A 22649-nucleotide genomic window follows, 5' to 3' on the forward strand; every position below is an offset into this window, starting at 1 on the left:
CCAACAACAGTTGACATAGAACCGGAACTTATAGCTTTAGTCATCGGGGTCATTTTTTTATTGGTTTTAATCATCAAGTTTAAAATCAATACTTTCGTCTCCCTGATTTTGACCTCCGTCCTGACAGCGATTCTGCTGGGGATGGACTTAACCAAAATTGCCACGACCGTGGAGGCTGGGATTGGGAGCCAACTGGGCGAACTTTCCTTAGTCTTCGGATTTGGTGCCATGCTGGGTCGGTTAGTCGCCGATGCCGGTGGGGCCTACGTTATTGCCACGACGTTAATTGATAAATTCGGGAAGAAACGCCTGCAAATGGCCATCATGCTCGCTTCATTTATTCTGGGTATCGCGCTCTTCTTCGAAGTTGGGATGGTTCTGTTGATCCCAATCGTCTTTGCTATCGCCATTGAAGCCGATGTGCCAATCCTCTACTTAGGGATCTCCATGGCGGCCGCACTGTCCGTGACACACGGATTTCTGCCCCCTCACCCAGCACCTGTGGCCATCGCGGCGATCTTGAACGCCAACGATGGGAAGGTCCTGCTGTTCGGGTTAGTTGTTGCTATTCCGTGTGCCATCGTTGCCGGGCCACTATTTACCAAACTGGCCCAGCGTTACGCGCCCGCTGCCTTCGAACGCAAAGGAAACCTGTCGTCACTGGGTGAAATCAAGACGTTCAAGCCATCTGAATCTCCTAGCTTCGGCCTCTCCGTTCTGACGTCTCTGTTCCCCGTTATTCTGATGGCCATCACGACCATCTACAAGATGACGGTCGACGGTGGGGCAACCCCTACCAAGAACGCGTCTCTGCTCGACCAAATCGTCGCGCTGATTGGAGATCCTGCGATTGCCATGCTGATTTCACTGATGGTGGCAATGTTTACTATGGGCTGGGGACGGAAACGCAAGACCTCAGAAATCATGGAATCCATTGAAAACGCTGTGAAGTCGATTGCTATGCTGCTCCTGGTTATCGGGGGTGGTGGCGCCTTCAAGCAAGTCCTGATTGACGGTGGTGTTGGTAAGGAAGTCGCTAAGATTTTCATCGACTCCAACATGTCCCCACTAATTCTGGGCTGGCTGGTCGCCGTTGTTCTCCGGGTGGCCTTAGGTTCCGCAACCGTGGCTGCACTGACTGCCGCCGGGATTGTTGCGCCACTGATGGCTCAGGCCGGCGTTGATCCCGCGCTGATGGTGCTGGCCATTGGTGCCGGATCACTGGCCGCCTCTCACGTGAACGATGCTGGGTTCTGGATGTTCAGAGAATACTTTGATTTGACCGTGAAGCAGACGCTGAGTATCTGGACCGTCTTGGAAACCGTAATTTCCGTTGTCGGTATTCTAATTGTTCTGGTGTTAAACATGGCCTTCCACTGATCCCCTACACGTTGAAAATTATTATTACCGGGTAACATCTATTTCCGCAAATGGTTGGCAGTCCAAACTATTGGATTGCCAACCATTTTCTTTTACCCGATGCGCCTATCCCCAACAATTAAATAAATATTGACACTCCGTTTTCCCCAAGCCAGCGTCCAGACTACCCTTATAATAATGTTAATACCCTAACTGATATTGCTTCCGGCCTGACGCTATACCATACTGGTAAAAATCCTAAAAATTGTCGACTGAAAGCCCTGCTACTTGCAAGCCTTAATTCTAGCGTGCTCTAATCCTGATTGGCCACGTTCTAGCCGCCACTTGCACCCATAAACCAGCCTTACTAGCATCCACGAGCGGTGGTGGCACCTGGTTATTTCTCCTGAAAAAACTCTCGCAATCCCACACGAATTCCAGGGTTCCGTGCTATAATGGTTAAATCTAAGCATTTGAGAGGAAAAGGAGTCTTTATTTTGGCAAAGGAGTTACGCCGCGAAATCGGCACGTTTACCGCCCTCGCCACCGTCATGGGAACCGTCATCGGTGGTGGGGTCTTCTTCAAGACCGCTAGCGTGGTGGCCGCCAACCATTCCGCTAACATGACCCTGGTCGCCTGGATCCTAGGCGGCCTACTGACCATCTGCGCCGGTCTAACCAGTGCAGAGCTAGCGGCCGCCATTCCCCGGACTGGTGGCGCCATGCGCTATCTAGAGTACACCTACGGCAAACCGGTGGGCTTTCTGATGGGTTGGGCTCAGATGCTGGTCTACTATCCAGCTAATATTGCCGCACTGTCGATTATCTTCGGCGTTCAGTTCGTGAACCTCTTCCACCTAGACAACGCCTGGAAGCTTCCCATCGCGATTATCTGTGGTCTGAGTATCACCGGGCTTAACTTTCTTGGTGCCAGAGTTGGTGGCCGTGTTCAATCGATTTCATTAATTTTTAAATTAATCCCCATCGTGGTCATTGTTATTTTTGGGCTCTTTGCCCCGGCACACACTGCTATTCAATTCTGGCCAATTTCGACCGGTGACCACATTGGCTTCGGCGGTGCCTTTGCGTCTAGTCTGCTCGCCACCATGTTTGCCTACGACGGATGGATCAATATCGGTAATATCGCCGGTGAAATGAAACATCCCGAACGTGACTTACCTCGAGCAATCGTGCTAGGTCTAGCCCTGATCACCGTGGTCTACACGCTGATTAACCTGGTTTTCCTACGAACACTTCCGGTCGACATGATTGCCGGCAATCAGAATGCCGCGGCCGACGCAGCCATGAAGCTCTTCGGTCAATTCGGCGGTAAGCTTGTCACTATTGGCATTCTGATCTCAGTCTACGGCGCCATCAACGGCTATACTATGACCGGGATGCGGGTCCCCTATGCGTTAGCGACCGAGGATAGCCTACCACTGTCGAAATACTTCGGTCGCCTGTCTCGACGGACGTACGTTCCTTACTTTGCTGGCATCGTTCAATTCGGAATCGCCCTACTGATGATGTTAATGGGCAGTTTTGACATTCTGACCGACATGTTAGTCTTCGTAATGTGGTTATTTAACTGCCTGATCTTCGTGGCAATCTTCATCTTGCGTAAACGGGAACCAGAGCTTGTGCGACCGTACAAGGTCCCTGGATTCCCCATTGTTCCGCTGATAGCGCTGGTTGGTGGTATCTTCATTATCGTCACCACCCTCGTCACGGAAATCGGCTTAGCCGTCACCGGACTGGCCCTAACCTTGATAGGTTTACCGGTTTACTTTATCCATCAGCGTCGGCGTCAGAACCACGCTGAATAACGCTAAGGCAATTCAAACCGCTAGTCATCCTTATTTGAGACGACTAGCGGTTTTTGATTGCTCTGAAAGGCTTACACCATAGCTCTGACGAAACATGAGGATGGCTGATGTATATTTCGTTTGTGCTAGAAGAACAACGTGGCAAGTCTATGCTGCAACGCTATCCAAGCCGTGAGGGTGGTGAAAATCGACTCAGCCCTGGGAATTCATCAAGCGGCTTGTCGCTTGATGAATTGGTGACTTTGAAACTCGCTCTTTGAGGTTCAAAGCCAAGTTCAGAGACCGTCCTTTGGCTCTGGACGTCCGCCCACCGCGAACCGGTCGATTTTCACCACCCGGTAAGGCGTTAGACAAAGACCTGTTGGCGCATAAGAAAAGCCAGTCGGTAGAGGGCCCGACTGGCTAACGTTAACTGATAAATTTAAAATTAGTGTTCTTGCATTTCTTCTGGGTGCTTCTTTTCGAAACGGTGTTCCAGGAAGAAGTACGTCGTGATCAATGCGTAGCAAAGCGTTGGAACAACGAATGAGAACTGCATTGACCCGGAGAAGTCAGAAACCAAGCCTTGGATGGCTGGGATAATGGCCCCACCGATCAAGGCCATAACGATGATGGCCCCACCAGTTTCCGTGTAACGCTTTTCATCGATAGCATCCAACGTGTGGGTGTAAATCGTTGGCCATTCTGGACCAAAGAAGAAACTGGTCAAGATAGCCGTGTAAACGGCAACCATGCTAGGAATTGTAAAGGTAACGACCAATGACAACGTCCCTAACAGAGAGAACCAAGTCAAGACACCAGTGATGGAGAACTTGCTCATGAAGACGTTAGCAACCAACTTACCCACGAACCAAGCAATGTAGCTGTAGATCATGAAGGTTGAAGCGGCACTATCCGTAATGTGGTGATCCAAGTTCAAGGCCAAACGAATGGTGAAAGACCAAACCGTCGTCTGTAAACCAGCGTAGAAGAATTGCGTTAAAACACCCTTCATGTAACGCTTGTTGTGGGACAGGTACTTGATCGTTTCGCCCAAGCTAGGACGGTCTTCAACGGCTTCATCAGAACCCTCAACCGTCTTAGTAGCCTTAGCGCGAGGCATTGGTGATAAGGCAAAGATGATGAACATCACAACCAGCACAATCAGGATGTACTTGTAAGGACGCAACGTCAATTGCAACATCTTTTCACCGTAAGCTAACCGTGCGGCACCGTGCATCGTGCTCATCTTGTTCGCCAAGTTATCAACGGAACCGAAGATCAGGTACTTCCCTAAGACGATCCCCATAATGTCACCAAGTGGCACTAAGGTTTGAGAGAAGTTCAACCGCATCGTTGCGTTGGCTTTAGGTCCAAGCATTGAGCTGTAAGTATCACAGGATGTTTCCAAGAAGCTCAACCCGATAGCAATCGCGAAGATAGCGACTAAGAACATACTGTAAGTTGCCAGGTGAGAAGCTGGGAAGAACAACCCACAACCCACGATGTAGAAGATCAGCCCGGTCATAATAGCAAATTTATAACTGTTCTTTTTAATGATTAATGAGGCTGGAATAGCAATTAAGAAGTAACCACCGTAGAAGGCACTTTGAACAAAGGCCGTAGCAGCATCGTTCAACATGAAGACCGTCTTGAACTGAGTGATTAAGATATCGTTCAAACTAGCAGCAGTCCCCCACAATGGGAAGATCAGCGACACTAAGATAAATTGGAACAGCGGGGTTTTGCTCAGATAGCCATCAGCTAACTGGGTCCAACCGTGCTTTGATTCAACTGCGTTTGCTTGCATGGTAAAGACTCCTTTATAATGAATTTAAAGTTAAGTAAAACGTTTTATTAAGCCTAAAAGACAACTTAGAAAGTTACGCCAGATTCAAGAATGATGTTAGAGAATGGCGTCATTTCACCGGTCCGAACGAAGGCGTGCGTTTGCGCTAAGTCCTTCTTCAACTGACTGTGAGGCATGTATTCAATCTCAACGTTAGGCAACAATTCCTTGATGGCAGCCAATTGTTCTGGGTTTTCCGTCTTGATTTCATCGGCTAAGTAAATCTTTTGAACTTCAAGTTCAGCCAGGATGTTCTTCAATACGTCTTGGAAGCTTGGGAGTTGCTTGGTTAAAGCCAAGTCAATCTTCTTAGTCCCCATCGGAACAGGCATCCCTGCATCACCGATACTCAACCAGTCCATGTGGCCCATGCCGGCAATTACCGTAGATAATTCGGAATTAATAACGGTCGTCTTTTTCATCAGATATTTCTCCTTTTTAACTAAATTGATCACTGGTACACGTGCAACCCTTTTCCAATTGATTCCCGAATCAACCGGTTGCCCGGCTGGATTTGACGAATTAATTGACTAAAAATCGTATGTAAACCGTTTTACGTTTAGCGACATCGTTTACATTATCATAAAGTTAAAAGGCTTTCAAGACCCATTCTCCAACTTGTGAAGCAATTCATTTTCAGAAAGCGGTCAAAAAAAGCCAACCCGATCGCCCGTGGTTGACTCATTTAGGTGCAACTAATACCGCAATAACTGGCATCTCAAAATGAAAACATTTTTCATAAATCTCAAAATATCTGCTATTTTATTTCCAAAACTTTTTTAAATTTATTTTGATTGGCCATAATTTAATGGTGCAGGTCGTTCCGGTAAATCTGGGAACAGACGCCGTAGTAACTTCTCCGGCTCCTTCCCTACCGTATCCCGTTCTTGCAGGACTTGGGTGATTCCATCGAAGGTAAACATAAACATGTCTTCGCCGTCCTCGTCACGGACCTGATAGAACCTCACTCCCAATTGGAGGGCGACCATAATCAAGCGCTGGGTGTCTTCACCCAAGCGCGGCATCTGCGGCAACAGTTTATCAGCGGTAATTCGCTTGTGATACCACTCCCTGGCAACCCGCTGACCGTACGTCATCAGACTCCCCTGCTTCACGTGCGTCAACAGTTTGGCGGCCGGCGTCAGCTCGGGATGCATCAGGACCTCTTCCAAATCGTCGATGGCGCCCCACTGCTCGTTGTGGGCCTGCAGCTGGTCAGCCATCGCGCGCATCTCACGGAAGATCCGCTGACCGTTGGCCTGGAATTGCGTAGTTTCGAGGGGATGCTCCAACGCGACGGCTTGGTTGCGTTGCCGGCCCGTTGCCAACAACTCCTGGACCTTCGCTGCAGGTAACGGCTGGGTCATCAAGTAGATCATGAACATCTTCAGGAAGTACAAGGCATGACGACTGACACCGTTGGGCGTGAGTGGCGTATTATCAAAATCCCGGAGCTCCAGATACTGAATCCCCCCGGTTAGGAAGTCCTGCGCATTGGCCTGCCCCTTCAGACGGACTGGCCCGTAGAACTCGTGGGCCGAGAAGTACGTCCCGGCATCGATCATCCGCTGGAGCTGTGCCAAGTGATCCGGCAACGATGCATAGGTCACCTGTTCCTCCGGCCGATTGACGAAGCCATACCGACTATTGCGAATGCTCCGAACGGGATCAGCCAACTCCGGCGGTGTCGTTTCAAAGAACCCCCGTTCAGCAATTGGACTGGCCCCAAAGAGGTAGGTCAACAGCCACTGATACCGCACAAAGTTCTGCGCAATCCGAAAATACAAGGCATTCTTAAAGGCCACTAGCGACTCGAACTCAGCGGTGTAGTGACTGAAGAGTCGATGGATCACGGGATCGGGGATACTGTAGTTCACATGAACCCCGGTCACACAGCCATGTTGGAGGCCATACTTCTTGACCAAGTATTCCCGGTACGGCTTCATCGCCGGCCGATCAAAGTGATCGGCAATGAACTGCAGGTCACTCTCATCCATGACGGGTGGCATACTCAGCGGCCAGATGCGATCATTCCCCTCAAGGGTCCGGTAAGCCACCGTTTGCAGGGTATCTAGCTGATCCAGCGTTCCCCCAATATTCGGGTTGGGGTCCGTGATGACCTCTAACTGGCTTTCGGTAAAGTCCGTTTGGAAGTACGGGTGAAAGGTCCGCGAACCAAATTTGCTGGGATGCGGACGACGACTCAACCGGCCATGCTGGTCAATTCGCTGTTCCTCGACCTCTAATCCCACAAGGCTGTGATAAAGCTGTTCTGATAAGTGTTCTTCATGAATAACCGCTAATAAATTGTCCAGCATGGCGGTAACATCCCCTGACGTTCAAATGGTTTTACTGATACCTAAAGTTTACCCAAAAAAGGCCGCACTGTCACTGATATTGTCCGTTTTCAGCAAATTAAAATTTGTTGGTTTTATTGACTATCCACTTTCCCAAATTTTCGTTAAATTATCCCGACTGAGACGGCTAAGATTTGCCAACTTTTAGTCTAATTCGATCTCTACATCCAATATTAAAGTGGACCTGCACCTATCTCGACGAAAAAGTATTCGCTGCATTAGCCTTTCTTCCTATTAATTACTCATGGATCAAAACGATTCTTTCAGTTATTTTGCTAATTTGTGAGACGGATTCTCGAAAAAATACATTAGTACTAAGTAACGGGTAAAAAAAGAAGCCAGCTCGCAGGAGTTGGCTTCTCAATTACGTGTGTGGTTGTTAAGTTTATGCATGACTGGAAAATCAGAAACTTAGAGATTGTGGCCGTTCGAACCAATGGCGTAAAACCAGCACTCGCGTTAACCCGGGAACGGCGCTCAGCCCTTGGTGTTGCTTCTCGGAATTCACGCAAGTTTCAGCCTTACATGCTACGTTGCCGAAACGTGCCCCAGCAGGCAGTCAATTCCCGCCTGCTTCCGTACTCTTATCTCACAGTCTCATGAATCAATGTCAGTGGTTCAGCCGAATCGCTGATTTCAATATTGGCATACAGTAACTCCTTGATGTCATCGACATTTTCACGGTCACTGTAGATAGTCAATAATGAGTCACCAGCGGCTACCTTATCGCCGACCTTCTTGCTCATCATGATCCCAACGGCATAGTCCAGCTTGTCGTCAGCCTTTTGCCGGCCACCGCCAAGTAACATGCTGGCAACACCCATTTCGTCAGCTTCGACCCGGCTAACCACACCGGACGTCTTAGCTGGCAGCGGAATCTTGTACTTAGCTTGTGGCATGATTTCTGGATGGTCAACAACACTCCGGTCCCCGCCCTGTGCGGCAACCATGTCACCGAACTTCTTCAGTGCAGAACCATCCGTGATTGTGCCTTCACACATCTTACGGGCTTCAGCCATGCTGTCGGTCTTGCCGGACATGACAACCATGTATGAACCGAGGGTCAGTACCAAGTCGGTAATGTCAGCAGGCGCTTCACCCTTCAAGAGGTCGATGGATTCCTTGATTTCCAAGGCATTCCCAATGGCGTTCCCCAAAGGTTGATTCATATCGGAAATAATGGCCATGCAATTCATGCCGACCCCTTTACCAATACCAACCAAGGCTTTGGCGAGCTCCCGAGAGTCATCCAGCGTCTTCATGAAGGCTCCAGAACCAGTCTTCACATCGATGACCAGGGCATCCGTACCAGAAGCAATCTTCTTACTCATAATGGAACTGGCGATCAATGGAATGGAGTCCACCGTGTCGGTCACGTCCCGCAAAGCATAGATCTTCTTATCAGCAGGCGCAATGTTTCCGGTTGCCCCAACAATGGCTAAACCTTCGTTTTGAACTTGTTTGATAAAGTCCGCTTCGCTGATTTCCACTTGGTATCCTGGAATCGCTTCCAGTTTATCCAACGTGCCACCCGTGTGCCCAAGGCCCCGACCAGAAATCATAGGTACGGGAATACCCAGAGCAGCAACGATTGGTGCCAATGGGATACTGGTCTTATCACCGACCCCACCAGTTGAATGCTTGTCGACCTTGACGCCATCGATGCTGGATAAGTCCAAATGGTCCCCGGACTTCATCATGGCCATCGTCAGCTCAGAACGTTCTGCATCGGTCATATCCTTGAAGTAAGTCGCCATCAAAAAGGCACTGGTTTGGTAATCAGGAATTTCACCGGAAACAACCCCGTCCACGAAAGTTTGAATCTCTTCCTTGGTCAATTCGCCACCGTTACGTTTCTTATCAATAATGTCAACCATTCTCATATTTCAGCCACTCCATTTCTAATTGGATGCGGTCACCGCGGCTAGGCCGTCGGGGTAACCTTAAGTAGTTGTGCTGCTGCGTGTTGATCAATAATCAAGCAATTCGGATAACCACCCCTGAGGGCCGCCTGGACCGCTGGTACCTTGGCATCGCCGGCCGCCACCAGAATCGAATGTTCCTTCTGACGGAGGTTGTCGAGGTCGATACCGATTGTGCGCTGATTCAACTGTGGATCAACGACTTCACCATTTTCGTCGATGTAGCGGGAGAAAATGTCCCCCACCGCATGGGCCTGCAAGAAACTCTTCTCCCGTTCCTGCAGGTACTCCAGTTGAAAGACCAGCGCTGAGTTACGGACGGTCCCCACGGAATAAATCGCAATGTTGGCCTTTCTTCCCAACTCAAGAAGGTACTGAATGTGTCGCTCAGCTTCCACCAATTCCTTAGTTTGTTGGTGGTCAAAGATGACCGGCAGCGGTAAGTATTGGGGCACGGCGTGAAAGGCATTGGCAAAGGCGTCAATGCTTTCGTACGCGTAGGTGTGCTCCGTGGCATAACTCACGCTTCCCTTGAGTTGAATCACCTCGACACCCGTTAAGGTATCGGGTTGAAGATTCGAGCCAATTGCATAAATGGTCTTCCCCCAGCCGATCCCGATAATATCGTGTTCAGCCACGATTTCCTCGAGATAGTGGGCCGCGTACTGACCGACCGTGTTGAGTAGCTCACTGGCTACCGTTAACTGGGTCGGCACCACGTGAACTTCCACGTGGTAGGCCTGGGTCAGTGCCCGCTCCAGCGTTTGAACGTCCTGAACCGGATCCACAATCTGAATCCGTACCAAGCCCTGCTCTCTGGCAAACTGTAGCAAGCGCGACACCGTTGGCCGGGAAATACCAAGCTGGTGGGCAATCTGGCTTTGACTCTGGTCCGATTGATAGTACATCTTAGCCACGGCTAAGCTCTGTGCCAGTCGTTGTGCCGTCGTCTCCGCCATGTGATTGCCCTCCTTGTGATTTTTAAACGTGTTACCAAACTTAAAATTGGTGACCGCTAGCTACTCTTAAAGCGCTACGGCCACCAACTTCAGGGTTACTCTGCAATGGCAGCTTCCAAAGCAACCTTGATCATATCGTTGAAGGACGTTTCACGCTCTTCGGGACTCGTAGATTCACCGGTAACCAAGTGATTACTGATGGTCAAAACGGATAAGGCCTTGACGTGGTACTTCGCTGCGATCAGGAACAGCGCTGCTGATTCCATTTCCGTGGCGATTACCCCGTAGTCGACTAACTTTTGCCGGTCCATTTCATCGTTGTAGAAGCGGTCTTCGGCCAGAATGTTCCCAACCTTAACCGGAATCTGCATATCCTTAGCTGCATGGTACGCTGCGTCCAGTAACCCGAAGTCACTCAACGTTGCGTAGTAAATGCCACCGCCAAAGACGTTGTGAATAATCGCGGAATCCGTCGTTGACCCCTGTGCCAGAACCACGTCGCGAACGTGAACGTCTGGGCTCATCCCGCCGGCCGTACCGACCCGGAAGAGCTTCTTGGCACCGTAATCGTTGATCAGTTCGTGAGCGTAAATGGAAATGGACGGAATCCCCATCCCAGTTCCTTGAACGGAAATCCGGTGGCCCTTGTAAGTTCCGGTGTACCCAAAAGCATTCCGAACCTTGTTATAGCAGACTGGATTTTCTAAGAACGTTTCGGCAATGTACTTTGCCCGTAATGGATCCCCAGGCATTAAGACAGTATCGGCGATATCGCCCATTTTTGCTTCCAAATGGTTACTCATGATGGTTTTCCTCCTCGGTTGCGCTACTTCAAGTCAGCTAAGAAACTGTGGCCTTCATTGTTACCAGCCACGCCAAAGTTATCCAACACAGTTGCACCAAAGTCTGAGAATGGTGACCGGATGCCTAAGCTCCCACCCTGCTTAAAGCTTGGGGAGTAAGCCAGTAATGGCACAAATTCACGCGTGTGGTCCGTCCCCGTGTAGGTTGGATCGTTCCCGTGGTCAGCGGTGATCATCAACAGGTCATCGTCATGCATGTTTGCCATAACCGTGCCGAGTCGTTGATCAAAGTCCATCAAGGCTTGACCAAAGCCCTTAGGGTTCCGGCGGTGACCATACATCGCATCGAAGTCCACCAGGTTCGTGAAGCAGAAACCGGTAAAGTCTTCTTGCATGACGTGGTCCACGTGGTCCATCCCGTCCATGTTACTTTCGTTATGGTAGCCTTCGTCGATTCCGTGACCGGAGAAGATATCGTTGATCTTCCCAACACCGACCACGTGAACGCCAGCGGCTTGCAGACGATCCATGTCGGTCTCACCGGTTGGTTCCAGCGTGAAGTCACGCCGGTTAGCCGTCCGCGTAAAGTGATCGGCATCGGGTCCAACGTAAGGCCGTGCAATGATCCGGCCAATCAGATATTCTGGGCCGTTGACCAATGAACGAGCGTATTCACAGATCTTGTAGAGTTCATCCAATGGAATGACTTCTTCATGCGCCGCAATCTGCAAGACGGAATCACCAGACGTGTAGACGATCAAGTCGCCCTTAGCCATCTGTTGTTCCCCTAATTCGGCAATGATTTTAGTACCAGATTCGGGACGGTTACCGATGACTTTGCGACCAGAAAACGTTTCCAATTTCTTGATGATGTCAGCGGGAAAGCCGTTAGGGAACGTATCGAGTGCCTTACGAACAGGCAGGCCCATCATTTCCCAGTGACCATCCATGGAATCCTTGCCGGCAGAGATTTCTTGCATTTTACCGTAATAAGCGTGTGGCGCATCGACTGCGGGAACGCCCTCAATTGGCGTATCCCGGAGATTGGATATCCCCAATTTAGCCAGGTTCGGTAAGGCTAGCTTGCCCGCGTAGTAATGACCCACGTGCCCCAGGGTATCGGCCCCGGCGTCACCGTACTTCGCAGAGTCCGGTGCGGCCCCCGTTCCAACAGAATCCATAACTAAACCGAAAATGCGTTTAAACTTCATATCCGTATCCCCACTTTCACAAACTTATTTTAGTAACCTGACTTCGTCCCAGTAGCTTCACCGGTCAAAATAGCAACCGTTGCACTGACACCTAAACGACTAGCACCAGCATCAATCATGGCTAAAGCTTCGTCCTTGCTGTGAATTCCACCGGAAGCCTTAACACCTAAACGGTCGCCAACGGTCTCACGCATTAATTTAACGTCTTCGATCTTGGCACCTGCAGTTGAGAACCCAGTAGAGGTCTTCACGAAGTCGGCACCAGCTTGTTCACTCAACTTGCAAGCACGGATGATTTCTTCGTTGTTCAACAGGCAAGTTTCCAAGATAACCTTGAGCAACTTACCCTTGGCGTGAACAGCTTCGGCTACGGCGAGAATGTCCTTACCAACCTTATCATTGTTACCAGACTTCAATTCACCAACGTTGATGACCATGTCGATTTCTTCGGCGCCGTCATCGATAGCCTTGTTTGCTTCAAAGACTTCGCTATCGGTTGCCATGGCACCTAGTGGGAAGCCAACAACGGCGATAGGGTTAACGTCGCTGTCCTTCAATTGCTCAGCAACGAACGGAATCCAGTAGGAGTTAACACAGACGGAAGCCGTGTCAAATTTCTTGGCTTCGTCACAGGTTTGCTTGATGCTAGCCTCGGTGGCATCGGCCTTTAAGTTAGTGTGATCCATGTATTTTGCTAATTGTGCAGTCGTTAATGTCATAATATGAAACCCCTTTCATTTATCACAATTAGCATAACGGATTCCTGCACGTTTGTAAAGTAAAACCTTGAAATTCTGTTCAGCAACCCCGTTAATTGTGTCGTGGTGTACAGATTGAAAATGTTTTCTGGTAAACCGCTTTACGTGTTGGAAGCAAGCTTTCATTATGGTGTCACGTGTGCAAGAAAATACCAATTAAGTGTTGACTGTGTACTTTTAGCAGGCTGGGGCATATTCAAAAAAGTATATTTTTTTTGATTTGTTTTGAGAAGTTAGAAGTATTTCTCGAACTAATTTTCGCAAAAAAAGGCCTCAGCAATTGCTCGCTGAGGTCCTCATCAAGTTAAATCTACTTCTTCACTAAAACCGTAACACTTTCCACGTGTGGTGTCTGTGGGAATTGATCAACAGGTTGGATTGGCCCGTCAATGTCATAGCCGAGCTCTTGGAACCGGGCCACGTCACGCACCAACGTTGCTGGGTTACAGCTAACATAAACGACCTTCTTAGGTCCCATCTTAGCAGTGGAATCAATCAGGCTTTCTGCCAGGCCCTTACGTGGTGGATCGACCACAACGACGTCCGGCTTGATACCGTCTTCTTGCCACTTGGCCATTTGGAACTCGGCCTTGTTGGTTTCGAAGGACACGTTGCTCAAATGGTTCTTCTGAGCGTTGACCTTGGCATCTTCAATGGCTTCGGAAACCACATCGACCCCGTAAACGTGCTTAGCGTGCTTGGCCAAGGCCAGTGAAATCGTCCCGATCCCACAGTAGGCATCGATCACAGTCTCTTCACCGGTCAGACCGGCCTTATCGATGGCCATTTGGTACAGCTTTTCGGTCTGTTGTGGGTTTACTTGGTAGAATGACCGGGCCGAAATGGCGAAGGTCAACCCTAACAGGCTATCCTCGATAGTCGGCTTGCCGTACAGCGTCCGCGTCACGTTACCCATAATGACATTCGTCTTCTTGGCGTTAACGTTCAGGACGATACTGGTGACCTCTGGTAAGGCCTGGTGAATCTGGTCGACCAGTTGGGCCTGACTTGGGAGTTTTTGCGTCCGACTGATCAGCACAATCATCATCTCATGACTGTAGTAACCACGCCGAACCATGATGTTACGGATAACACCCTTGTCACTGATTTCATTGTAGGCTGGAATCTCAAATTGACGAAGAAAGTCGCGAACCTTAACAATAGCCGCGTCAATGGCAGGATCTTGGATGTAGAAGTCCGTCAATGGGATCAAGTCGTGACTGTGTTGCCGGTAGAAACCGGTCTCCAGTTGACCCTTGATCATCCGAACAGGGACTTGGGCCTTGTTCCGGTATTGGGTAGGATTTTCCATCCCCAAAGTTGGGGCAACATCAACGTCTTGGTGATCCTTACTGAAGAGTTCAGCAATCTGGTGTTGCTTGAATTTCAGTTGGGCTGGATAGGCCAGATGTTGTAACGGCGCAATCCCCGTTTGGCGGTACGTCTTGTCAACATCCTTAACCCGATCAGGTGATTCGGATTTCCAGGCAATTGCCCGGGCAAAACCGTAATGGCTCTGAACCTTAGTGACTTGAATCGTCAGTTCTTCGCCGGGTAAGGCGTTTTCGATGAACAGTGGGAAATCGTCCACCTTAGCCACACCCATCCCCTGATAAGTCAGGTCGGCGATGGTGACGTCGAGACGTTCGTTCTTTGCTACTGGTGCTTTAGTTTTCATGTGTACTCCTTAATGAGAAAGGGACTTTGCCACTAAACGTTCGAGCAAAATCCCTTCAGTATCTTAATCTTCCGTTTGATGTTCGCCTTCCGGCAGGCTTTCGACCTGCTTGACGAAACGCTGTTCTGCTTCCAGAACTTCCGGCGATTCACTAGTGACCGCCGAATCCGGAATAGCGTCTAGGTTGGCATACATTTCAATGTGTTGTCCGAGGTTCCGGAACTTCATTGGGGCGTCGCCACCGTACTCGCCATCCAGGTTGATCATCATTCGCTCCTCAACTGGCTTGGCAATCACCTTGCTAGTCTTCTTGTAAATGATGTGGGGATCGTTGATGTGCTTCCCCCCGTTCAAGACTAAGCCCATCAACCGGAGGATTTCCGGCATGCTGGCTGTCTTGACGATAATCATGGTGAACTTCCCGTCATCCAATGCAGCGTCGGGCACAATCTGCTCGAAGCCACCGATGGAATTGGTCAGTGCCAAGAGAAACATGGACGCTTTGCCGCGGAAATGACCACCGTCATAGGTCAAGTCCATATCAATGGGCTTGATCCGTGGCAAGAGCTCAGCACCCTTCAGCAGGTATGCTAGATAGCCGAAGATCGACTTCAAGTTAGATGGGACATCGTAAGTCAACTCCGTCAGTAGTCCCCCACCGGCAATGTTGATAAAGTAAGTCTCACCCGCCTGGCCGATATCCATCTTGATGGTCTGGTCCTTCAGGACAACCTTCGCTGCCGCCAACGGATCCTCGCGCGGGATGTGAAGCGCCCGGGCATAATCATTCGTGGTACCGGCAGGAATAATGGCCATTTTAGGACGATGCGACAATCCAGCAATCCCGTTGACCACTTGATTGATCGTCCCATCTCCCCCGGCAGCCACGATCAACTCAAAGCCGGCTTTCGCCACTCTGGTCGCTTCGTTTTGTGCCGAGTTAGGTTCGGCTGTGGTGGCAAAGGCACTCGTCTCGTACCCCGCCTGTTCAAACACCGCTAGAATATCAATCAGGTCTTTTTTCAGTGCCTCACGCCCTGAAGTTGGATTATAAATGACCCGTGCCCGTTTACGCATGATGTGCCTCCATTGCTCTATTGCTGTAATGCTGTCATTAACAGCTTGTTAACGACTTGCGGGTTAGCTTGCCCGTGCGTTTGCTTCATGATTTGACCCACTAAGAACCCAACGGCCCGTTTCTTACCGTTGTTGAAGTCTTCGATGGATTGTGGATTTGACTGTAAAACATCGTCGATGATCGGTTGTAGCTTAGCTGGATCTGATAATTGTACCAAGCCGTTCTTCTCAACGAACGCCTTAGGTTCCTCACCATTGGTAATCGCCTTGAAGACCTTCTTGGCCATCTTGCTAGAAATCGTCCCATCGGAAATCAAGTTGATCATACCGGCCAGGTTAGCTGGTGTCAGCTTAGTGGCTTGCAAATCAACGTGGTTGTCGTTCAGGTAGGCGTTAACGTCCCCTTGCAAGTAGTTAGCGGCCATCTTAGGGTCGGCCTTCAACGCTACCGTAGCATCGAAGAAGTCAGACATTTCCTTGGTCTGGGTAATAACCATGGCGTCATAATCCGTCAAGCCAAGCTCATTAACGTAACGTTCACGCCGCTTAGTTGGCATTTCTGGCATAGCATCGCCGAGTTCCTTGATCCAGTCATCACTGATGTTCAGTGCTGGTAAGTCAGGTTCAGGGAAGTACCGGTAATCATCGGCGCCGGCCTTGACCCGCATCAAAATGGTTTCACCGGTCTTTTCGTCAAACCGCCGCGTTTCTTGTTGAACCGCGCCGCCAGACATCAAGACTTGTTGTTGCCGCTTTTCTTCGTACTCCAACCCACGTTGGACGTAGTTAAAGGAGTTCAAGTTCTTCAGTTCAGTCTTAGTCCCGAACTTTGCTTGACCAACAGGCCGAACGGAGATGTTAACATCGACCCGCATTGAACCTTCTTCCATCTTCACGTCGGAGATCCCAGTAAATTGAATTCGCTGACGAAGAGCTTCCAAGTAAGCATAGGCTTCAGCAGGTGAAGCGATATCTGGCTTAGAAACAATTTCAATCAACGGTGTCCCCTGCCGGTTCAAATCGACGTAAGAATAGTCGCGTTCATGGGTGTTCTTACCGGCATCTTCTTCAATGTGCATTTCAGAAATACCGATTTTCTTCTTCACACCATCAACGTCAACCTCGACCCAACCGTCATGCCCGATTGGCTTGTCAGATTGCGTAATCTGGTAGGCCTTAGGGTTATCAGGATAGAAGTAATTCTTCCGGTCAAAGTGCGTGTGTTGTTCAACCGTCGCATGTAAGGCCAAAGCCGCGATGATCCCATCGGCGACAACGCCCTTGTTGGTCGTTGGCAGAACCCCAGGATACCCAAAGTCAATGACGTTGGTGTTGGCGTTAGGGTCAGCTCCGTAAGCAACGGGGGATGGGCTAAAGATCTTTGAATTTGTCTTTAACTCAATGTGGACTTCTAGTCCAATCGTAGTTTCAAAGTTCATTAGTTTTGACCTCCTAACGTTGGTACTTGCAAATGAAAGTCCGTGCTTTGTTCGAAGGCGTACCCTGCTTTGTACAGCGTGCTTTCGTCGAATGGCCGACCAATCAATTGCATCCCGACTGGCAAGTTGTTGCTAAAGCCAGCAGGCAATGAGAGTCCTGGTAACCCAGCCAAGTTGACCGGGATCGTCAGAATATCGTTCATGTACATCGTGATTGGATCCTTGATCTCAGCGCCCAAATCAAATGCAGGCGTTGGGGCAACGGGTCCCATGATGAAGTCGTGGTCTTTCAAGACCGCTTTAAAGTCATTAATGATGACCGTCCGAACCTTGGCAGCCTTTAAGAAGTAGGCGTCATAGAATCCAGCGGACAGGGAGAAGGTCCCTAACATGATCCGGCGCTTAACTTCGTCACCAAAGCCTTCGGAACGGGACTTCACGTAGACGTCTTCCAAGTTCTTAACGTCCTGTGCCCGGTAACCGTAACGAATCCCATCGAACCGTTGCAGGTTAGATGAGGCTTCAGATGAAGCGATGATGTAGTAAGCAGCGACCCCGTACTTGTTGTGTGGTAAGGAAACTTCGTCGACCGTGGCACCCAACTTGCGGTAGGTGTCAGCAGCAGCCAGAATGGCGTTCTTCACGTCTTCGTCGACCCCATCGGCTAAGAATTCCTTAGGCAAACCAATACGCAGACCCTTAACGCTAGTGGCGTCATTTAAGTCCTTGGCAAAGTCAGGAACGGCTTGCGTTGAGCTGGTCAAGTCATGTTCATCATGCCCAGCAATCGTGCTCAAAATCGTGGCGTTATCCTTAACTCCACGCGTCAGTGGTCCAATCTGATCCAGACTAGAACCAAAGGCAATCAATCCCCAACGAGAAACACGACCGTACGTTGGCTTCATCCCAACAACACCGTTAAATGCGGCTGGTTGACGAATGGAACCACCGGTATCAGTCCCCAAGGCAGCCACGATTTGACCAGAGGCCACAGCAGCTGCGGAACCACCAGAGGACCCACCGGGAACCTTGGTTTGATCCCAAGCGTTCTTCGTTTGCTTGAAGGCAGACGTTTCGGTCGACCCACCCATGGCAAATTCATCCATGTTGGTCTTCCCAACCGTGATCATTTGCGCATCGGCTAACTTAGTCGTTACCGTTGCGTCGTAGATAGGATTGAAGTTGGTTAAAATCTTGGAAGCAGCCGTCGTCGTTAAGTCCTTGGTGACGATGTTGTCCTTAATTGCAACGGGAATCCCAGCTAGGGGTTGGTCTTCCTTAATCCCAGCTGCATCAACCTTAGCAGCCTGATCCAATGCAGCATCTTCGTTTAAAGCCAAGAAGGCGTCGATCTTAGGATCGGTGGCCTTGATGTTGTCGAAGGTGGCCTGAGTCAGTTCCTTAGCACTAAGCTTCTTAGCGACCAAGTCGGCGTGGAGACTGGCGAGATCTTGTTTAAAGTAATTCATCTGTTAGTTATCCTCGCTTTCGTCAATGATGGCCGGTACCTTGATGAAGCCGCGAGCGGCATCCGGTGCATTCTTAAGCAGTGCTTGGCTCTGTCCCCAGTTATCGGCGACATCTTCACGCATAACGTTTAATTGATCAGATACATTACTCGTTGCTTCAACGCCGTCAGTATCAACTTCGCTGAGCGTTTCAAAAAGGCCAATAATGTCATCAAGTTGGGGCGTGAAAGCATCCAACTGGGCATCCGTAAATTCAAGCTTTGCCAAACCGGCAACGTGTTGAACTTGGTCTCGATTAATTCGATTAGCCATCAATATCCCTCTTTCTAATTTATCCGCATTCACCGTTTATCCCCAACTTACCTGAAGATAAACATACATTAATATTCTACCATATATCAGCAGTACACCAAAGATTCTGACAAGAAAATGGTCGTTTTTCTGGGACCTCGTTTAGATTCCAAAGTGACCGGGCCGAGAATGCGGGGCTCTCAACTCGAAAAAAATCCGAACTGGGCATCTTTCTGGGACGTGACTACCGCCGAATGCCCATGATAACAGTTAGTTTGCACGATAACAACTCATTTGCGCCTAACTTATCATTTCCTTGGACAAATAGGTCAACCCATTATCCGACCGTTAAATTATCATTACTTAAAACAATCTGGGGTGAATATGGCAAAAGTTGCGGACCCCCCCTCGTCAAAACGACGAAAGGACTCCGCAACTTTGCATAAATCTCATTTATTTTAATAACTATTGAAGATGTGACTGGTAAATTTCTTCGCGCCACTCGCCCGTGCTAGGAAGCTCTGCGTTCCATCGGTCGATGAGACGGTAATATCAATTGGCACTCCGGACGGCAGATACTTCTGTGCTGCCGTTTGGAGATACTGCGTAAAGCTAATAATTTCCGTTTGACTGTAGAACTGTACAGTGATGTTGACGTGCATCCCCTGCAGGTTCTTACCGTCATAACGGGCTTGTGCAGTCACCCCACTCAGGTTCGGGAAGAAGTTCTCAACCTGTGTCTTGAAGTTCGTAAAGGAGCTCTCGTCGTTACTGTTAGGACTGCTTGAACCACTCTCAACTGGGAAGACATAGTTCTTTTCACCAAGCGGTGTCCAGCTCTTCACACTAGTTGCACCAGCCTTGTTATTCGAGTATGCCATGAAGGTCCCACCGACCAGACTATCGTTAGACGCCTGCCGGTAAACGGCAATCACGATCGGCACATTCTTCAACGCTGACTTCTTCCGAAGACGTTGAAGCACCGTGTTGGCTGCTTTCTTGGCATACGCCTCACCAGCCGCCTTGCTGATCTTCGTCTCAAAGGTTGCGCCATACTGCGTCTTCTTGTAATAATCGACCGAGTTCACGGCGATCCCAACCGTCACCCCACTCAGCGAAAGCTTATTGTCCTTTTGCGTCATGTAGTCCTGTTCTTCCAGGGCTTGGATGTAGATGGGGTTCCGCTTGTTTGGTGAAGTTGACCCGTTGCTAGCAGGATTCAAGCCATCTGGATTAGACTTGGACTTTCGATCCAGCCAATTCTGTACGGTTGAAGCACTCAAGTACTGGCCTTCCTGGAAGACATATTTCTTGGTTGAAAAGACCTTCTTTGAGACGCCCAGCATCCCGTTTTCAAAGCTCTTCAAGTTGTACGTATTGCCAGAGTCTTGGCTGTTCGTGACTCCACGTGACTTACTCGTCTGGTAGTGGCCACTCTTGATGACACCTTCGTAATCCCCGTCCGTAGTCTGGCCGGTCAACTGGGTGCTCCCAGATTTACCACTACCACCAGAACTTGAAGACATGCTGGAACTACCCAAATTACCACACGCAGCCAAAAATAACGGAACTGCAGCTAACGCGATAAAAGTTCGTAACCGTTTCACGACTTGTTTCCTCCTAAAGGTCATCATTTATTCTCATTCATTGCCGCCTGCAATTGTGCTTCATTCCAAACGGGAACGTTTAGGCTCTGAGCCTTAGTGAGCTTGCTACCAGCCGCTTCGCCAGCAATCAACAAGTCTGTCTTCTTCGAGACGGACCCGGTAACTGTGGCACCGTGCTGCTCTAGCCATGCGGTAGCTTCCGGGCGGGTCAACTCTTGAAGTTTCCCCGTCAGAACCACCCGTTGCCCAGCGAATTGTCCCTCAGCATCAACGGGTGTTGCCGCCCCACTGGTGTATGTCAGGTTGACGCCAAGGTCCGCAAGTTCATGAATCAGATTCTGAACTTGATCACTGCTAAAGTATGTCACCACACTGTCGGCAATGATACCACCAATGGTATCGATGGCGGCAATCGTCTCGCTATCGGCAGCCATCAAGCTGTCGAGATCGCCAAATTCTGCCGCAATGGAACGAGCAGCTTTGGCGCCAACGTGACGAATACCCAAACCGAATAGCAAACGTTCTAATGAATTATTGCGACTATTATCGATTGCTGTCAAGAGGTTTTGGGCCGACTTCTCCCCAAATTTATCTAAAGTTAATAATTGATCAGCCGTCAGCCGATATAAACTAGCCACGTTGTTGACCAGTTTCCGATCAAAGAGCTGCGCCACAATCTGTGGACCCAAGCCGGCAATGTTCATCGCATTCCGGGAGGCAAAGTGATTCATCCCCTCGGCTAGCTGGGCTGGACAGTTAGGATTGATGCAACGCAAGGCAACTTCCTCATCCAAATGAACTAGCTCTGCTCCACAGGAGGGACAGTGCGTTGGAATCGGATAGGGTTCAGCATCTGCTGGACGCTTAGCCGCAACGAACTGCGAGATCTCAGGGATAATATCCCCTGCCTTGTGCAATAATACCGTATCACCAATCCGAATATCCTTAGCTTCCAGATAATCTGGATTGTGCAGGGAGGCCCGAGCAACCGTGCTCCCGGCCAACGCAACTGGTGTCATTACAGCAGTTGGTGTGACGATTCCCGTCCGTCCCACAGTCCATTCGATATCCAGAATCTTCGTCTGAACTTCTTCAGGTGGAAACTTATAAGCAATCGCCCACCGTGGCACTTTGACCGTAGCACCCAGTGACCGTTGCAGTGGCAACGAATTAGCCTTGATGACGATGCCATCAATCCCATATGGGAGATTACTACGTTGCTCTTGGTAACGGTCAATGTACGCGCCGACTTCAGTCATGTTATGTGCGACCTGATAACTAGGGTTCGTTGTAAAGCCCAATTCAGCTAGTTCATCCAGCAAGCCACTCTGTGTCCGCGTGTTCAGCGGCTCGTAATCTGCAATATTGTACATGAACGTTGCGAGTTGGCGATCTGCCGTAACTTGAACATCCAGTTGCCGCAACGAACCAGCTGCCGCATTCCGCGGATTGGCAAACGGAGCCTTGCCGGCCGCTTCTCGCCGTTCATTTAGCGCCAGAAAGGCCGCCTTAGGCATGTAACACTCGCCCCGTACATCGATGGTCAACGGCCGGCTCAGGGTCTGCGGAATCGACTTGACCGTCTTCAAGTTGGCGGTAATATCTTCCCCAATCTGACCGTTACCGCGCGTAGAGCCCTGAACAAACTCCCCATTTTCATAGCGTAATGAAATGGCCAGACCATCGATCTTTAATTCACAGTTATAGTCAAAATCTTCTTCGACGTTCGCTCGGAGCCGACCATCAAATTCGCTCAATTCTTCCAGCGAAAAAACGTCGCCCAAAGAAAGCATCGGAATCTCGTGAGTGACCTTGGGTAGGTCCCCCCGCGTTGTCCCACCGACCCGCTGTGTAGGTGATTCTGGGGTCACAATATTGGGAAAAGCCGTTTCCAACGCAACTAATCGCGCGTAGACCCGGTCATAGACATCATCGTCCACCACTGGTGCATCCGCATCGTAATATTGCTTGCCCCACGTTATAAGTTGGGGACGCAATTCAGCTGCTTCGGTGGCAGCCTGCTCTTCAGTTAAAGTATTGATGGGTTTATCAGTCATGTTAGCCT

Annotated in this window: 18 protein-coding genes; 3 read left to right on the top strand and 15 right to left on the bottom strand. The window is 49.7% G+C overall.

Annotation, left to right across the window (positions count from 1 at the left end):
- Positions 1–15: 15 nt before the first annotated feature.
- The 3 genes from FD07_RS06620 (at position 16) to FD07_RS12335 (ending at position 3445) form a co-directional block, all read left to right on the top strand.
- Positions 16–1380, top strand: coding sequence for a gluconate:H+ symporter (locus tag FD07_RS06620; protein WP_057161934.1), 1365 nt, complete (start codon positions 16–18; stop codon positions 1378–1380).
- A gap of 434 nt (positions 1381–1814) precedes the next feature.
- The gene (locus FD07_RS06625; protein ID WP_051089603.1) at positions 1815–3185 is read left to right on the top strand and encodes an APC family permease; all 1371 of its coding nucleotides are present in this window, start codon (positions 1815–1817) and stop codon (positions 3183–3185) included.
- Between the two features lie 107 nt (positions 3186–3292).
- Positions 3293–3445 (top strand): hypothetical protein, encoded by a 153-nt coding sequence (locus tag FD07_RS12335; RefSeq protein WP_155823063.1) that lies wholly within the window; start codon positions 3293–3295, stop codon positions 3443–3445.
- Positions 3446–3612: 167 nt separating this feature from the next.
- On the opposite strand, the gene fucP is transcribed toward FD07_RS12335, so the two are convergent.
- The 15 genes from fucP to ligA form a co-directional block, all read right to left on the bottom strand.
- Positions 3613–4974 (bottom strand): L-fucose:H+ symporter permease, encoded by a 1362-nt coding sequence (gene fucP / locus FD07_RS06630; RefSeq protein ID WP_020089556.1) that lies wholly within the window; start codon positions 4972–4974, stop codon positions 3613–3615.
- Between the two features lie 65 nt (positions 4975–5039).
- Positions 5040–5435 carry a D-ribose pyranase gene (gene rbsD / locus FD07_RS06635; RefSeq protein WP_020089555.1) on the bottom strand — a complete coding sequence of 132 codons (396 nt, stop codon included), beginning with the start codon at positions 5433–5435 and terminating at the stop codon, positions 5040–5042.
- A 363-nt stretch (positions 5436–5798) separates the two neighbouring features.
- Positions 5799–7331, bottom strand: a complete 1533-nt coding sequence (locus FD07_RS06640; protein WP_020089554.1) for a gamma-glutamylcysteine synthetase — start codon at positions 7329–7331, stop codon at positions 5799–5801.
- 623 nt (positions 7332–7954) lie between these two features.
- Positions 7955–9253, bottom strand: coding sequence for a pyrimidine-nucleoside phosphorylase (locus FD07_RS06645; RefSeq protein WP_020089553.1), 1299 nt, complete (start codon positions 9251–9253; stop codon positions 7955–7957).
- A 41-nt stretch (positions 9254–9294) separates the two neighbouring features.
- Positions 9295–10251 carry a sugar-binding transcriptional regulator gene (locus tag FD07_RS06650; RefSeq protein WP_020089552.1) on the bottom strand — a complete coding sequence of 319 codons (957 nt, stop codon included), beginning with the start codon at positions 10249–10251 and terminating at the stop codon, positions 9295–9297.
- A 95-nt stretch (positions 10252–10346) separates the two neighbouring features.
- Entirely contained in the window at positions 10347–11054 is a 708-nt protein-coding gene (gene deoD / locus FD07_RS06655; protein ID WP_020089551.1) for a purine-nucleoside phosphorylase, read from the bottom strand.
- A 23-nt stretch (positions 11055–11077) separates the two neighbouring features.
- Positions 11078–12265: a phosphopentomutase gene (locus FD07_RS06660; RefSeq protein WP_020089550.1), complete on the bottom strand. Its 1188-nt coding sequence runs from the start codon at positions 12263–12265 to the stop codon at positions 11078–11080.
- Between the two features lie 29 nt (positions 12266–12294).
- The gene (deoC, locus tag FD07_RS06665; protein ID WP_020089549.1) at positions 12295–12984 is read right to left on the bottom strand and encodes a deoxyribose-phosphate aldolase; all 690 of its coding nucleotides are present in this window, start codon (positions 12982–12984) and stop codon (positions 12295–12297) included.
- 349 nt (positions 12985–13333) lie between these two features.
- Positions 13334–14701, bottom strand: coding sequence for a 23S rRNA (uracil(1939)-C(5))-methyltransferase RlmD (gene rlmD / locus FD07_RS06670; protein WP_020089548.1), 1368 nt, complete (start codon positions 14699–14701; stop codon positions 13334–13336).
- Positions 14702–14764: 63 nt separating this feature from the next.
- Positions 14765–15778: a diacylglycerol kinase gene (locus FD07_RS06675; protein WP_020089547.1), complete on the bottom strand. Its 1014-nt coding sequence runs from the start codon at positions 15776–15778 to the stop codon at positions 14765–14767.
- Positions 15779–15795: 17 nt separating this feature from the next.
- On the bottom strand, positions 15796–17217 hold the full coding sequence (gatB, locus tag FD07_RS06680) for an Asp-tRNA(Asn)/Glu-tRNA(Gln) amidotransferase subunit GatB (protein WP_020089546.1): 1422 nt from the start codon (positions 17215–17217) through the stop codon (positions 15796–15798).
- A complete protein-coding gene (gene gatA / locus FD07_RS06685; protein ID WP_020089545.1) occupies positions 17217–18686 on the bottom strand; it encodes an Asp-tRNA(Asn)/Glu-tRNA(Gln) amidotransferase subunit GatA in 1470 nt (489 codons plus the stop codon). The genes gatB and gatA overlap by 1 nt, the downstream gene beginning before the upstream one ends.
- 3 nt (positions 18687–18689) lie before the next feature.
- Complete coding sequence (gene gatC / locus FD07_RS06690; RefSeq protein ID WP_020089544.1) at positions 18690–18998, bottom strand: Asp-tRNA(Asn)/Glu-tRNA(Gln) amidotransferase subunit GatC; 309 nt, start codon at positions 18996–18998, stop codon at positions 18690–18692.
- A 437-nt stretch (positions 18999–19435) separates the two neighbouring features.
- Entirely contained in the window at positions 19436–20608 is a 1173-nt protein-coding gene (locus FD07_RS06695) for a CamS family sex pheromone protein (protein ID WP_033388836.1), read from the bottom strand.
- Complete coding sequence (gene ligA / locus FD07_RS06700) at positions 20608–22641, bottom strand: NAD-dependent DNA ligase LigA (protein WP_020089542.1); 2034 nt, start codon at positions 22639–22641, stop codon at positions 20608–20610. The genes FD07_RS06695 and ligA overlap by 1 nt, the downstream gene beginning before the upstream one ends.
- Positions 22642–22649: the final 8 nt, after the last annotated feature.

This window comes from Levilactobacillus parabrevis ATCC 53295, assembly GCF_001434055.1.
Lineage (GTDB): Bacteria > Bacillota > Bacilli > Lactobacillales > Lactobacillaceae > Levilactobacillus > Levilactobacillus parabrevis.

Excerpts from the sequence above, each read along its gene's own strand:
- FD07_RS06625 (WP_051089603.1), top strand. The coding sequence starts at position 1,815 with ATGGTTAAATCTAAGCATTTGAGAGGAAAAGGAGTCTTTATTTTGGCA.
- FD07_RS12335 (WP_155823063.1), top strand. The coding sequence starts at position 3,293 with ATGTATATTTCGTTTGTGCTAGAAGAACAACGTGGCAAGTCTATGCTG.
- fucP (WP_020089556.1), bottom strand. The coding sequence starts at position 4,974 with ATGCAAGCAAACGCAGTTGAATCAAAGCACGGTTGGACCCAGTTAGCT.
- rbsD (WP_020089555.1), bottom strand. The coding sequence starts at position 5,435 with ATGAAAAAGACGACCGTTATTAATTCCGAATTATCTACGGTAATTGCC.
- FD07_RS06640 (WP_020089554.1), bottom strand. The coding sequence starts at position 7,331 with ATGCTGGACAATTTATTAGCGGTTATTCATGAAGAACACTTATCAGAA.
- FD07_RS06645 (WP_020089553.1), bottom strand. The coding sequence starts at position 9,253 with ATGAGAATGGTTGACATTATTGATAAGAAACGTAACGGTGGCGAATTG.
- FD07_RS06650 (WP_020089552.1), bottom strand. The coding sequence starts at position 10,251 with ATGGCGGAGACGACGGCACAACGACTGGCACAGAGCTTAGCCGTGGCT.
- deoD (WP_020089551.1), bottom strand. The coding sequence starts at position 11,054 with ATGAGTAACCATTTGGAAGCAAAAATGGGCGATATCGCCGATACTGTC.
- FD07_RS06660 (WP_020089550.1), bottom strand. The coding sequence starts at position 12,265 with ATGAAGTTTAAACGCATTTTCGGTTTAGTTATGGATTCTGTTGGAACG.
- deoC (WP_020089549.1), bottom strand. The coding sequence starts at position 12,984 with ATGACATTAACGACTGCACAATTAGCAAAATACATGGATCACACTAAC.
- rlmD (WP_020089548.1), bottom strand. The coding sequence starts at position 14,701 with ATGAAAACTAAAGCACCAGTAGCAAAGAACGAACGTCTCGACGTCACC.
- FD07_RS06675 (WP_020089547.1), bottom strand. The coding sequence starts at position 15,778 with ATGCGTAAACGGGCACGGGTCATTTATAATCCAACTTCAGGGCGTGAG.
- gatB (WP_020089546.1), bottom strand. The coding sequence starts at position 17,217 with ATGAACTTTGAAACTACGATTGGACTAGAAGTCCACATTGAGTTAAAG.
- gatA (WP_020089545.1), bottom strand. The coding sequence starts at position 18,686 with ATGAATTACTTTAAACAAGATCTCGCCAGTCTCCACGCCGACTTGGTC.
- gatC (WP_020089544.1), bottom strand. The coding sequence starts at position 18,998 with ATGGCTAATCGAATTAATCGAGACCAAGTTCAACACGTTGCCGGTTTG.
- FD07_RS06695 (WP_033388836.1), bottom strand. The coding sequence starts at position 20,608 with ATGACCTTTAGGAGGAAACAAGTCGTGAAACGGTTACGAACTTTTATC.
- ligA (WP_020089542.1), bottom strand. The coding sequence starts at position 22,641 with ATGACTGATAAACCCATCAATACTTTAACTGAAGAGCAGGCTGCCACC.